The following is a 13,195-nucleotide window of genomic DNA, read 5'->3' on the forward strand; positions in this document are numbered from 1 at the left end:
CCGGCGGTACCACGGAGGTCCGCGGGGCCGCTCCTAGCGTCGGCGCCATGAGCGATTCACTGCACATCGTCCAGGAACTCCTCGCCGCGTTCGGCAGCCGCGACCCCGACATCGTCATGCGGTTCTTCGCACCCGAGCCGACCGTCGTCTATCCGATGAACATCGACGGTTCGACCGACCCACAGCTGGTCTTCACCGGCACCGAGCAGGTGGCGGGTTTCGTCAACCTGCTCGTCACCCACTTCTCGCACGTGGGCATCACGGATCCGGTGTGGACGGTCAGCGACGACGGCCGGGTCGTCTTCGTGCAGGGGACCAGCGACATGGTCCTGTCCGGCGGCACGCCGTACCGCAACGTCGTCGTGTTCAAGTTCGAGCTGACCGACGAGGGTCTGGTGAGGCGCATGACCGAGTACGCGAACCCGGTGACGATGGCCACCCTCAACCTCGGATAGCGCCCGGTAAGCGCTCAGCGTCTTCTTACTCGATCGGGTGACCTGAGGCGGAAATTCGGCAATCTCGATCTTTTGCGCAGCCGTAGGGTCGTGCGGTCCGCACACGACGGCGCCTGGAGGGCTGTGATGCGACTAAAGTTTCTCGGGATCTATCCGAACACACCTGATGACGGCTCACCGACGATCTGGCTCGACGAGGACACGGGTGATCTGGTGATCCAGTCCTACCGCGCCGACGAGGCGACGATGCGGCAGTGCCGCGAGGTCGGTTCCGTTCCCGGCCACTCGACCGACGTTCCCGACCATGAGACGGTGGTTCGGCTTCCGGCGAACATGCTGCAGTTCATTCCGCGGCCCGACGGCGAGGTTCGCAGTGACAACACCGGTTCGTGATGCGCTGGCGTCGGCGAGGAGTTCCGCCGTCCACCTCGAGATGCGCGACAGCTACATGCGCGACGATCCGGCATTCCTGGCGTGGCAGCAGGGGCACCGGTTGGACCCGGTCGATCGGACCTCGTGGTGGCGCCCTTGGCTCGATGTCGTGGTCGCCGCAACCGCTAGGGGCGTGGCGATGCGTCGTGCCCGGATCGTCTCCGAGCCGATCAGCGACTACGTCCGTTACGAGTACGACGGGACCTTCACCAACGTCTCGGCCGGTGAGCAGGTCCGGTGGCTGCCCCGCCGCCGGACCGTCGACCTACTGGTACCCGGCGTCGACCTCTGGATCTTCGACAATGATCTGGTGATCTTCAATCACTTCACCGGTGACGGGCAATGGGCCGATCCCGGCATGGAGCTGTGTCGAGACTCTGACGTGATCAAGCGGTGCGCCGCCGCGTTCGAAGCCGTTTGGGAGCGGGCCGTCCCGCACGAGCACTATCGGCCAGTGTGACTCCTTGCCATGCCCGCAGCGTCGTCGAGCGTTCAGCAGGCCCGACAGGTACTCGGCACAAGGTTGGCCGAGCTGCGTCGCGACGCCGGGCTGACCGGCCGGGCGCTGGCGGCCCGGTGCGGGTGGCACGCCTCGAAAATTTCGCGGATCGAGCATGCGGTGACCCCGCCGTCGGAGGACGACATACAGCTGTGGGCCGCCAACTGCGGAGCGGATGACCAGATTCCCGACCTGGTGGCCTCATTGCGAACGGTCGAGGGCATGTGGATCGAGTGGCGCCGGATGGAGCGGACCGGCCTGCGCCGAGCTCAGGAGGCCCGGTTGCCCCTGTACGAGCGCACGCGCAATTTCCGTTCGTACTCCTCCTGGCTGGTACCCGGCATGATCCAGACTCCGGGCTACACCGAGGCGGCGTTGCGCGCGGTGCAACGGCGTCGCGGCCTTGTCGATGACGTCGAACAGGCCGTCGCCGCCCGTATCGCGCGCCAGCGGATGCTGTATGAGGGCGACCATCGCTTCGCCTTCCTGATCGAGGAATCCGTCCTGCGATCCGGTATCGGCGGCGCTGCGGTGATGGCGGCTCAGCTCCACCACCTGATCACGATCGCCACGTTGCCGAACGTCAGTGTCGGGGTGGTTCCCATGCGTCCGGACCGAAGCCGGTGGCCCGTCGAAGGGTTCTGGCTCTTCGATGCCGCACAGGTCAACGTTGAACTGGTGTCCGGCTACCTGACCATCACACAGCCACGCGAGGTCGAAATGTACGTCCAGGCGTTCGGCGAGCTGGCGGCGCTGGCACTGTACGGCGCTGCTGCCCGCGTACTGATGGAAGCCGCCCTGCCGTAGCTGCGATGCAACTTCGTAGAAGTTCGTTGATTGCGTGGGGCTCCGATTCCTAGCGTCGTTGCGAGCTTGCGTTGTCGTGCTGCTCCATGGCCGCGACGGCGGAAGCGCAAAGGCCGGTCGGTGCACGGAACAGCGCCCGGCGCACCGGCCGGCCACACCATCCGCGCAACCGGGAGGCCATGGTGGTCATGACCGAAGTCAAGCACCCTCGCTGGTGCGATCTGTCGTTGTGCACAGCCGGACAGTTGCTGAGCCTGCACCGCAGCACGCCTCGTCGGATCGAGGCGGAGCGGCTCGGTGACGTCACCGTAGCGGCTCAGCTCAGCTGCAACGCGGACGATCCGCTCCCCGAGGCGCCGGTGTCGGTCGAACTGCTGCTGACCCGTACGGATCACACCAGCGTCGAGTCCTACCGGTTCGACGAACGAGCGGCGCGCAGGCTCGTCGGCGTTCTTGATGACCTGCTGTCGGAAACCGGTGTCGTGAACGTAGGGGTGTCCGCGTAGCGGCTAGGTGGCGCGTAACGCGCGGAGCGAGTCGCGCATCCGCCACAGCAACGCCGCGAGCACGGCCGCCGTGAAGAAGCCCGACGCCAGCGCCGCAAGCAGGTCGACGTGCACGAACCGCGCCGCCACCGCACACCCGACGCCGACCACCAGGCCGGCCAGCAGCGGCAGGCCGAGCCGGCGGCCCAGCGGCAGCACGCCGATGCCGGTGCGCCGCAGCTCCCACAGGTAGATCGGTGCCACCACGAGAAGAGCGACCAGCAGCGAGGCGGCCCCGGCCCCGGCCGGACCCCAGTGCCGCGCACCGAGGTACAGCGCCGGCAGCAGCGCGACCAGCCACACCACCTGCACGACGAAGACGACGCGGGTGTTGGCCAGCACCACGAAGTAGTCGTAGACCAGCTCGAACATGATCTTCAGCGCGGCCAGCAGCCCCACCCACAGCAGCACCGCCGCGGCCGGCTGCCACTCGGCGCCGTACACCAGGCCGACGATCGGGCCGGCGCCGGCCGCGAGCAGCACACACGCCGGCAGCGTGATCGCCGCGAGCAGCCCGGCCGTGGACAGGAACGTGCGCCGCATCGCCGGCGGATCCCCCTGCAGCCGGGCGAGCAGCGCCGGCGCCACGGATCGCACGGGAAGCGCGAACATGCTCGCCGGCCAGTTCGACAGATTGGTGGCGAGGACGTAGAAACCGAGGGGGACGGGACCCAACGCCGCGCCGACGACCACCTTGTCGATCTGGGTCACGGCGAAGACGACGATGCTGGAGCCGGCGAGCGGCAGGCCGAAGCGCAGCAGCCGCCCGGCGATCTCCCGGTCGTAGCCGAAGCGGACCGTGCCGGGCGCGAAGCGGATGAACAGGATCGCGCCGAGGACCGACCCGGCGAGCTGCCCGACCGCGAGGCTCATCGCGCCGAGCCCGCCGACGGCGCAGGCCATCGAGGTCAGGGCGGTCGTCCACGCCGCCGCCTGGTCGGCCACCATCTTCTTCTTCTGATGGAACTCCCGTTGCAGCATCGCCACCGGCCCGGCGACGAGCCCGGAGACGACGACGCTGATCCCGAGCACCCGCACCACCGGCACGGCGTCGGGCGCGCCCATCACGGCGCAGAACCACGGCGCCGCAAGGAATCCCGCGACGGCGATGAGCGCGCTGGCCGCCACCGAGATGGTCGTGACGGTGGGGATGATCCGCCGGGGGTCGTCCGGCCAGCGCACGATCGCGAGGCTCACGCCCAGTTCGTTGAAGCTGAGCACGGCCAGCAGCGCCACGGTGGCCACGGCGAACGTGCCGAACTCGGCCGGCCCGAGCAGTCGCGCCAGCACCACGCCGATGGCGAGCGTGCTGAGCTTGCTGACGGCGGTGCTGAGAAAGGACCACCCGAGGGCACGACCGGCCCGGGCCGAGAGCGAACTCTCGGCCCGGACCTCGTCATTCACAACAGACATCAGGCTCCTGGCTTGAACACCGGATCGACCCAGAAGTTGTGGTTGCTGGTGTTGTTCGGGAAGCCGACGCCGTACTTGTACACCGCGCCGCCCTGCGGGATCGACAGCGGCCCGCTGGTGACCCCCGCCGACTGGAACCCGTTGACGTTGACCGCGTACCGGCCCACCGTCGTCGAGTACGACACGATGTACGTGGTGCCCGGTGTCAGGGTCACCGGCGCCGCGAAGAGCATCAGCTGCCAGCCGGATGCCGACTCCCCGACGAAGTTCCCGCTGGCGATGGGGTTGCCGGCGGTGTCCCACAGCGTGCCGGTGTGTGCGCCCGTGTTCGTCGGGCCCTTGTAGAAGCGCACGCCGTACGCCTTGCCGGCCGTGTTGGTGGTGAACTTGACGCCGACCTCGATGGCCGCGTTGTCGTTCCAGTTGGCGTTCGCCGGGACCGTGGTGTCCGGCCACACCGTCACCGCACCGGCCGGGAAGGTCGGCGGCGGAGGCGGCGGGTCGGCGACGAACAGCGGATCCACCCAGTAGTTGCTGCGGTTCCAGCTGGCCGTCGGGAAGCCGTCCGAGCCGTACAGGTACACGCCGTTGTTGACGCTCGTCGCCGTCAGCGGGCCGTTCACCTGTGTGCTGGTGAAGTAGTTGCCGTTGACGGAGTACCGGCCGATCGGGGCGAAGTAGGTGGCCACGTACGTCTGGCCCGCGGTCACCGTGACCGGCGAGTCGAAGTACACGGTCTGCCACCCGGACGCCGACTCCGCCGCGAACGTCGCCGTCGCGAGGCGCTGCGTGCCGTCGGAGTTCCACAGGCTGCCGGTGTGCACGCCGCCGTTGCCGGTGCCGCCCTTGTAGAAGCGCACGCCGATCACGGTGCCGTTCTCGGTCGGCGACCACTTCATGCCGAGCGTGACGGAGCTGGAGTCGTTCGCCTCGGCGGTCGCGGGCACCGCGTCGTCGGCGAACATCTTCACGACCGTGGTGTTGCCGGGGTCGGTCGAGAACGACCACACCTTCGGTGTCGCCATCGGCAGCCCGGTGGCGTCCGTGGCGTTCACGGTGGCCGTGTACGTCTGGCCGGCCGCGAGCGCGCTCGACGGCGTGAACGTCGCCGTGCGGGTCGTGGCGTTGTACGTCGTCGTGCCCGGCACGTTGACGTTGCCGGCGTTCTTGAGCGTGAACGTCAGCGTCGCCGTGTTGATCGCCTTGCTGAACGTCGCCTGCGGCTGGATCGTCGGCTGCACGTACTTGGCGTTGTTCGCCGGCACCTGGCCGTTGACCACCGGCGGGGTGGCCCCCGAGGAGGTGAACAGCACGTCGACGTAGTAGTTCGCGGCCTGGTACGAGCCGGTCGGGAAGGTGCCCGGGTTGCCGTACACGCCGTTGCCCCCGGCGTCCTTGTTGCTGAGCATGCTCAACGGCGGCGACTCGTAGCCCTTGTAGATCGTGAACCAGCGGTCGGCCGCGTAGCGCCCGTTCGGCGCGGTGTACGACACGACGTACGTGTTGCCGGCCTGGATCTGCACCGGCTGCGCGAACGACATCGTCTGCCAGCCGGTCGCCGTCTCGTTCGAGAAGACGCCGCTCGCCAACAGGGAGCCGTTGGCGCTCCACAGCTTGGCGTTGTGCGTGCCGGTGTTGCCGCTGCCCTTGTAGAAGCGCACACCCTGCACGTAGCCGTCGGTCGTCGAGGTGAACTTGGTACCCAGTTCGACCGCGCTGGTGTCGGTGACCGACGGCGTGGCCGGCACCTTGTTGCCGAAGATCGACGTGGCTCCGGTCAGGCCCACCGCCCGCGTGGCGGTGTTGCCGATGTTGGCGCTGTCGTCGATGGCGCGCACCCGCACCGTGTGCGAACCGTCCCCGACGGCGTTGTACGTGTAGCTCCACGACGTGGTGCCGGTGGCGGGGTGCCAGGTGGCGCCGTCGGTGGAGACCTCGACGCCGGCGACGCGGCCACCGGTGTCGGCGGCGGTGCCGGAGACCGTCACCTGCGTGCCGTTGGCCAGCGTGGTGTTGGTGCCGGGGCTGCTGATCGTGACGGTCGGCGGGGTGACGTCGGTCGACTGCCCGGCCGGCTGCATGCCCGCCATCAGGGTCGTCGGCTGCACACCCATGTCGGCGAAGAGGTTGATCGTCGCCTGCTGGATGCTCTGGTCCGGCGCCTGCGGCTCACTGAGGAAGCCGTCGTGGTTCTGGTCCAGCCCCCACGCCCACTGCACGGTCCCGGCGCCGAACACCAGCGCGCCGCTGGGCGCCCGGTACAGAGTCAGGTTGTGCGTGGTGGTGGCGTCGGTGATCACGGTGTTGCCGAAGTCCGTCAGGTACTCCGACACCGGCCCGGTCGCGGTCGACACGCGGATCAACCCCTCGGGCCGGAACCCGTTGTCGACGTCCTCGTCGGCCTCGTAGCCGAGCGTGTGCGGGGCGAGCGTGGTGCCCAGGTTGCTGGCCGCGCGGGTGGCCACCGGGGAGTTGCGCCACAGGCGGTACTTCCCCTGGTCGGCCGGCACGGCGAGGGCCAGGTCCACGCTGTTGCTCTTGAACATCGTGCCCATGAGGGCGTTCTCCGGCTTGCCGCCGCCGGTGGAGTTGGGGAAGCGCGGGTCGCGCCAGGTGCCGGTGAACTCCGTGGTCGGGTCGAGCTGGTCGGTGTTGTTCCAGGTCTCCTTGTAGCAGACCAGCGTGCGGTGCGGCGTGTTCGCGCCGTCCTTGCTGGTCTCCCACCGGGTGCGCCAGTAGACCGAGTTGCCGCTGAAGAACGCGAGGTTGGTGCCGGTGTCGCGGGCCGCCTCGACCGCCGCGCGCTGCGGGCCGGACCAGTACTCGTCGTGCCCCACGCTCAGGAAGATGTCGTGGTTGGCGACGAGGGCGCCGTTGCGGTCGCCGTCGACGTCGGTGGTGTAGCTGACGTCGTACCCGTTCTGCTCCAGGAAGCGGATCATCGGGTACTCGTTGCTGAACAGGTAGTCCCGGCCGTCGACCACGCCACGGGTGGCGAACGGGCGGTTGTAGCTCACCTTGAACGCGCGGCCGTTCGGACCGCCGTGGTAGAACTCCGAGCCGCCGTAGTTGTTGTACGCCTGCCACGTCGCGTCGGAGGTCTTGAAGAAGATCTTCGAGGTGCTGGCGTCGTTGCGGACCACGAACGGGATGTGGCTGGTGTCGCCGTTGCTCGGGACGGTCAGCTTGGCGATGTAGACGCCGGAGACCTGGTTGGACGGCACGACCCAGGAGGCGGAGACGCCCCAGCTGCCGCAGTCGTAGATCTCGGTGGCCGGGTCGGTGACGCAGCCCGGCTGGATCTGCGGGAGAGTGGCCGACGGCGTGACACTGGTGATCTTCCGCGCGCCCTTACCGCCGTAGTAGCCGAGGCGGTAGATGTCGATCGTGTACGCCGACGCGGTGGTCTTGATCTTGAACCTGATCTGACCGCCGACGTTCACGCTCATGTCGGTGGCGAAGCCCTGGATCCCCTCGTCGCCGGCCCCGCTGATGTCCCACACCGACGGGTCGGTGCCGGTCTTGGAGTTCTCGCAGGCGATCACGTTCACCGGGGCGGCGCACGGGTCGGACGCCGCGGTGGCGGACCCGGGAAGGACGGCGATCCCCGCTGAGGCGACTAAGAGCGCGGCGGCCGCCTGCCAAGCGGCTAACCGCTTACGTTGATTACGCAGCGTACTGAAACCCATGCTCGTTCTCCAGTTGTGTGTGCAGCGGGCCCCAGGACGCGGAGGGGACTCTAGTGATCACCAGAAGTCCCGACAAGGTGCGGTTGTACAAGGTGCTGATGGTTCTTTCGGGTAGGCCGCCGGGCCCTCGGAAGCCCGGCGGCGGTTGTTACTCTCGGTTATGAGGCGGGGGTGACGGCAGGGCGCAAATCGGTCGGCCGGTGCCGGACTTCGCTACCCAGGTGAGCCATGAGCGCGTCGGCGATGCGCGCGCCGGCGTGCCCGTCCCACAGCACCGGCGTCCGCTTCGCGGGCGGGTCCGCCAGCACCAGGCCGGCCGCGGTTACGATGCGCCGCGGATCCGTGCCGATGACGAGGTTGGTCCCCTCGGAGACCGTGATCGGGCGCTCGGTGTTCTCCCGCAGCGTCAGGCACGGAACGCCCAACGCCGTCGTCTCCTCCTGCACCCCGCCCGAGTCGGTGAGCACCAGCCGCGCCGACGCCTGCAGCGCGACGAAGTCCAGATACCCGGCCGGCGCCACGGCCGTCAGGTTGGCCGGCAGGCCGACGGACTCCAGCTTCGCGGCGGTGCGCGGGTGCACCGGCCAGATCAGCGGCAGTTCCACCTGTCCCAGCGCGTCCAGCAGCCGGGCCAGGTGCGCCGGGTCGTCCACATTGGACGGCCGGTGCAGCGTCACCACGCCGTAGCCGCCCGGGGTGAGCCCGTGCCGGTGCAGCATGCCGCTGCCGAGCGCGCGGTCCAGGTTGGCGTACAGGGTGTCGATCATGACGTTGCCGGCGAGCACGATCTGGTCCTCGTGGTAGCCCTCGGCGCGCAGGTTCTCCACCGCGTCCGGCGACGGCGCGAAGAGCAGGTCCGAGACCCGGTCGGCCACCATGCGGTTGACCTCCTCGGGCATGCCCCAGTCCCGGGAACGCAGGCCCGCCTCGACGTGCGCCACGACGGCCTCCGCCTTGGCCCCGACGAGCGCGCACGCCAGCGTGGAGTTCACGTCGCCGACGACCACCACGGCGTCCGGCCGCACCTCGTCGACGAGCTTCTCGAACGCCGTCATCACCCGCGCCGTCTGCTCGGCGTGCGAGCCGGAGCCCGCACCCAGGTGGTGATCCGGTGCGCGCAGCCCGAGGTCGCGGAAGAACACGTCGTTCATCGACTCGTCGTAGTGCTGCCCGGTGTGCACCAGGCGGGCGTCGGCGCCCCGCCGTTCGAGCGCGTCGAGCACCGGCTTGATCTTGATGAAGTTGGGCCGGGCACCGGCCACGCACAGAACGGTGGGGCGCATCGCCTCAGATCACCTCGACGTTCTCGCCGCTCATGCGCCGGCGCGTGTCCATCACGTACCTCGCGTTGGCGCGCACCAGCTCCAGGTCGAACTCGTCGTGGTCGGTCAGCAGGATCACCGCGTCCGCGGCGGCCACCTCCTCCGCCGTCAGCTCGCACCGGCGCACCTTCGCCAGCGCCGGAACGGCCTCCACCACGTGCGGGTCGGCGGCGCTCAGTTCGGCGCCCATCTCCAGGAGCAGCTCCGCCACGCGGGTGGCCGGCGACTCCCGGGCATCGCCGGTGTTCTTCTTGTAGGCCAGCCCCAGCAGCAGCACCTTCGAGCCGCTGACGGCCCGCTGGCGGGTGTTGAACGCCGCCACCAGCCGGCGCACCACGTAGTCGGGCATGTGGTTGTTGATGTCGTTCGCCAGCTCGACGAAGCGCACGTTGCGGCCGAGCGTGCGCTGCACCCGCCACGACAGGTACGACGGGTCGATCGGCAGGCAGTGCCCGCCCACACCCGGCCCCGGCGTGAACTTCATGAACCCGAACGGCTTGCTCGCCGCCGCGTCGATCGCCTGCCAGATGTCGATGTTGAGGTCGTGCGCCACCATCGCCATCTCGTTGATCAGTGCGATGTTCACGTGCCGGAACGTGTTCTCGATGAGCTTGGCCATCTCGGCCTCCCGCGGCGAGGAGACCGGCACCGTCGTGTCCACGATCGTGTCGTAGAACTCCTGCACCACCTTGAGCGAGACCTCGTCGATGCCGGCGACGATCTTCGGCGTGGTGACGATGTCCCACGTCTCGTTGCCCGGGTCGATCCGTTCGGGGCTGAACCCGAGGTGGAAGTCGCGGCCGGCGATGAGCCCGGAGCCCTCCTCCAGGATCGGCCCGACGAGTTCCTCCGTGGTGCCCGGGTAGGTCGTCGACTCCAGCACCACCGTCGCGCCCGGCTGGAGGAACCGCGCGAGCATCCGCGCCGAAGCCTCCACATAGGACAGATCCGGGGCGCCGTCGCGCAACGGCGTCGGCACCGTGATGATGCCGATGTCGAAGCCGCCGCACTCCCGGGCCGACGAGGTCGCCTTGTAGCGTCCGGTGGCTACGACCGCCGCGAGACGTTCACTCGAAATGTCCTCCACATAGGACTGTCCGGAGGCGAGGCGGCCGATCCGGGCCTCGTCGATGTCGTAGCCGATGACCTGGTGACCCTGCTCGGCGGCCCGGACCGCGAGCGGAAGTCCGACGTAGCCCTGACCGGCGATGACAACCCGCACCGTGTTTCTCCTTCTATCGAACGGGTTCCGTCGCGGCCTGACGCGTCGGTCGCACCATCTCGCGGGCGACCAGCGCGACGAACGCCGCGTTGGTGGTGACGTAGCGCTTGCCGAGCCGGCGGGGCTCCTGGAGCGCGCGGTAGGCCCACTCCATGCCGACCCGTTGCCAGGACCGCGGCGCACGGCGGACCACACCGGCGAGCACGTCGAACGACCCCCCGACGCCGTGCACCACCTTCGCGCCGCTGTGCTTGCCGAAGTCGGCGACGAACTTCTCCTTCTTGGGCGAGGTCATCCCGAGGAACAGCAGGTCGGCCCCGCTGCGCGCGATGCCCTCGGCGACCTCCTGCGCCTCGCTGTCGGCGAAGTAGCCGTCCCGGCTGCCCGCGACGCGCAGCTTCGGGTACCAGGTGGCGACGCGGCGTTCCATCTCGGCGAGCACGTCGGCCTTGGCGCCGAGGAAGTACACCGACAGGCCCCTGCGCTCGGCCTCGGCGAGCAGCCGCTGGAACAGGTCGATCCCGGCGACCCGCTCCGGCAGCCGGGCCCGCAGCAGGCGGCTCGCCCACACCACGGACTGGCCGTCGGCGACGATCACGTCGCAGCCGGAGACCGCCCGGTGCAGTTCGGGATCGCGGCGCATCTTGACGACCTTCGCCGCGTTGATGACGCCGACCTCGAGCAGCCGGTTGTCCTTCACCGCGTCCAGGCAGCGCTCCACGGTCTCGTCGAGGGTGAGCGCGTCCACGTCGATGCCGAAGAGCTTGCGCTTGCCGTCCGGCCGGTGCCGCCCACTCATCGGTGCCCCCCGCGCAGCGTCGTGGCGGCGCCCGAGGCGCCGCCTTCCCTCGTCGCTGCGCTCCTCAGTCCAGGCGGCACCGCGCCGCCCCGCCGCGCGCTCATCGGGCTAGCCAGGCGTAGAGGAGCCAGCCGAACTCGTACGGCCGGCACTCGCGGTCCAGCGCGAACGGCTTGTACGCCGCGTCGATCCCCGGCATGTGCAGCCCGGGGACCGCCTTCGTGGTGAGCCCCTGCACCGCGCGAACGACCTTCTTCGGGTCGCCGCGGTAGATCTTGCGCCAGGTCACGCCGTCGGCGTCGTGCACGATCGGCTCGGTCTCGTGCCCCCGGTGCTCGGCCGGATCGGTGATCCAGCGCAGCCCGCGTTCGATCGCCTCCCGGTAGCTGGGGCCGCCCGCGTCGGTCAGGTCGAGCAGCGCCATCGGGCCCATCGACGCCTGGTGCACGGTGTAGACCGGGTAGCCCTCGACCAGGCCGCCGGTGCGGGCGTCGTAGTGCCACCACCACTGGCCGCCGGGGCCCTGGAGTTCGCAGATCCGGTCGGCCGCGCGGACCGCCGCGGTCTTCGCCTCCTCGTCGCCGCGCATCCGGTGCAGGATGGCGAGCGCCTGGATCGGGTAGACCTGGTCGGCGTAGCAGGCGACGTGCGAGCGGTACCAGGGCAGCAGGCCCGGTCCCGTGCCGTGCGGGAAGAGCGGACTGTTTCCGTGGCGGGAGACCAGCAGACGTTCGCGGGCGGCCGCCAGGTGGTCCTTCACCTCCGCCTGTCCGATGGAACTGGCCAGAGCCGCCACGACCCACGATGCCTCGACCACGTACTGGGGCTTGTTCGGGTCGTCCAGCTCGCGGAGGCGTTCCAACGCCTTGGGCAGCAACGGGTGCGCACTCTGGGCGGCGGCCCATGCGATCAGGCCGGCGTCGCCGAGATTGGTGGTCCGGTCGAGGCGGCTCACGAGGAGCGCCACGAACTCCTCGACGTTCATTCCGCCGAGCACGGCCCGCTGCTTCTCCTCGGGCAACCATTGTGCCCCGAGCGCCACGATTGCGGCATAACGTGTGCTGGTGCCGCGTAATTCAAGTTCGCCGGATGTCGACCGCGCGCGGGTGAACGCGAACTCGTCGGAATCCGGACGGTACATCCGGGGAAGTCCCTCAAGTGCGACGGTGCAGAGCCGATCGACAAGTCGCGTGTTGTCGCCGTCCAGTTCGGCGCGCAGCGGCCACGTCATCAACGGATTACCCCCAAGAAACGGTTTCTGGCTTGGCGAACGGTACATGTGCAGTGCTCATGTCCGAAGTCAGGAATTGGCAGTAAGGTGTTGGCCGTTTGTGCGCGATTCGGTACCCCGGCTAGTGGACGAGGCCGACGGAAGGACGAGGGAATGGACCAGGGGAGTGCGGGATCGGCCGTTCGGGTGATGCCGGGTGCGGATATCGACGAAAAGGCCCGGATCGGCGACGGGACAACTGTTTGGCACCTGGCGCAGGTGCGCGAAAACGCCGTGGTCGGTACGCGGTGCAATATCGGGAGAGGTGCCTATGTGGGGCCCGGTGTCCGGATCGGGGACAATTCGAAGCTGCAGAATTACGCGTTGGTCTACGAACCGGCCGAATTGGGCGATGGGGTGTTCATCGGACCGGCGGCGGTGCTCACGAACGACGAGTTCCCCCGGGCGGTCACTCCCGACGGCGTGCTGAAGACGGGTGAAGACTGGACCGCGGTCGGGGTGGTGATCGGGGACGGCGCCTCGATCGGGGCGCGCGCCGTGTGCGTGGCCCCGGTGCGCATCGGGCGCTGGGCCCTGGTCGCCGCCGGTGCTGTCGTAACGACGGACGTGCCCGACTTTGCCCTGGTCGTGGGCGTTCCGGCGCGTCGGGTCCGCTGGGTGGGTCGCGCCGGCGTCCCCCTCGAACCGGACGGCGACGGCGACTTCGTCTGCCCGAAGACGGGTGCGCGGTACGTCGAGACGGACGGTGTGCTCGCTGAGAAGTGACCGCACGGCTGCTCCG

12 protein-coding genes are annotated in these 13,195 nt (G+C 69.1%); 6 read left to right on the top strand and 6 right to left on the bottom strand.

All coding sequences use genetic code 11. The features are described from left to right. The first annotated feature begins 47 nt into the window (after positions 1-47). From Val02_RS07235 to Val02_RS07255, 5 genes are all read left to right on the top strand, one after another. Positions 48-455: a nuclear transport factor 2 family protein gene (locus Val02_RS07235; RefSeq protein WP_203898136.1), complete on the top strand. Its 408-nt coding sequence runs from the start codon at positions 48-50 to the stop codon at positions 453-455. A gap of 90 nt (positions 456-545) precedes the next feature. Further along, entirely contained in the window at positions 546-848 is a 303-nt protein-coding gene (locus tag Val02_RS07240) for a hypothetical protein (RefSeq protein WP_239152509.1), read from the top strand. Beyond that, a complete protein-coding gene (locus tag Val02_RS07245; protein WP_373317865.1) occupies positions 760-1,347 on the top strand; it encodes a DUF6879 family protein in 588 nt (195 codons plus the stop codon). Before Val02_RS07240 ends, Val02_RS07245 begins: the two co-directional genes overlap by 89 nt. Before the next feature lie 63 nt (positions 1,348-1,410). Beyond that, positions 1,411-2,193: a helix-turn-helix domain-containing protein gene (locus Val02_RS07250; RefSeq protein ID WP_239152512.1), complete on the top strand. Its 783-nt coding sequence runs from the start codon at positions 1,411-1,413 to the stop codon at positions 2,191-2,193. A gap of 86 nt (positions 2,194-2,279) precedes the next feature. Beyond that, on the top strand, positions 2,280-2,699 hold the full coding sequence (locus tag Val02_RS07255; protein WP_203898138.1) for a hypothetical protein: 420 nt from the start codon (positions 2,280-2,282) through the stop codon (positions 2,697-2,699). Positions 2,700-2,702: 3 nt separating this feature from the next. Here the strand turns inward: Val02_RS07255 and Val02_RS07260 are convergent, their stop codons facing one another. The 6 genes from Val02_RS07260 to Val02_RS07285 form a co-directional block, all read right to left on the bottom strand. Continuing rightward, positions 2,703-4,151, bottom strand: coding sequence for a lipopolysaccharide biosynthesis protein (locus Val02_RS07260; protein WP_203898139.1), 1,449 nt, complete (start codon positions 4,149-4,151; stop codon positions 2,703-2,705). Beyond that, the gene (locus Val02_RS07265) at positions 4,151-7,702 is read right to left on the bottom strand and encodes a DUF4082 domain-containing protein (RefSeq protein ID WP_203898140.1); all 3,552 of its coding nucleotides are present in this window, start codon (positions 7,700-7,702) and stop codon (positions 4,151-4,153) included. The genes Val02_RS07260 and Val02_RS07265 overlap by 1 nt, the downstream gene beginning before the upstream one ends. Positions 7,703-7,998: 296 nt before the next feature. Beyond that, positions 7,999-9,123, bottom strand: a complete 1,125-nt coding sequence (wecB, locus tag Val02_RS07270; protein ID WP_203898141.1) for a non-hydrolyzing UDP-N-acetylglucosamine 2-epimerase — start codon at positions 9,121-9,123, stop codon at positions 7,999-8,001. A 4-nt stretch (positions 9,124-9,127) separates the two neighbouring features. Beyond that, the gene (locus Val02_RS07275; RefSeq protein ID WP_203898142.1) at positions 9,128-10,384 is read right to left on the bottom strand and encodes a nucleotide sugar dehydrogenase; all 1,257 of its coding nucleotides are present in this window, start codon (positions 10,382-10,384) and stop codon (positions 9,128-9,130) included. Between the two features lie 13 nt (positions 10,385-10,397). Beyond that, entirely contained in the window at positions 10,398-11,183 is a 786-nt protein-coding gene (locus Val02_RS07280; RefSeq protein ID WP_203898143.1) for a WecB/TagA/CpsF family glycosyltransferase, read from the bottom strand. Positions 11,184-11,283: 100 nt separating this feature from the next. Beyond that, complete coding sequence (locus Val02_RS07285) at positions 11,284-12,414, bottom strand: hypothetical protein (RefSeq protein WP_203898144.1); 1,131 nt, start codon at positions 12,412-12,414, stop codon at positions 11,284-11,286. Between the two features lie 189 nt (positions 12,415-12,603). On the opposite strand from Val02_RS07285, the gene Val02_RS07290 reads away from it, so the two are divergent. After that, the gene (locus Val02_RS07290) at positions 12,604-13,179 is read left to right on the top strand and encodes an acyltransferase (protein ID WP_203898406.1); all 576 of its coding nucleotides are present in this window, start codon (positions 12,604-12,606) and stop codon (positions 13,177-13,179) included. Positions 13,180-13,195 lie beyond the last annotated feature (16 nt).

The organism is Virgisporangium aliadipatigenens, assembly GCF_016863615.1.
GTDB classification, from domain to species: domain Bacteria; phylum Actinomycetota; class Actinomycetes; order Mycobacteriales; family Micromonosporaceae; genus Virgisporangium; species Virgisporangium aliadipatigenens.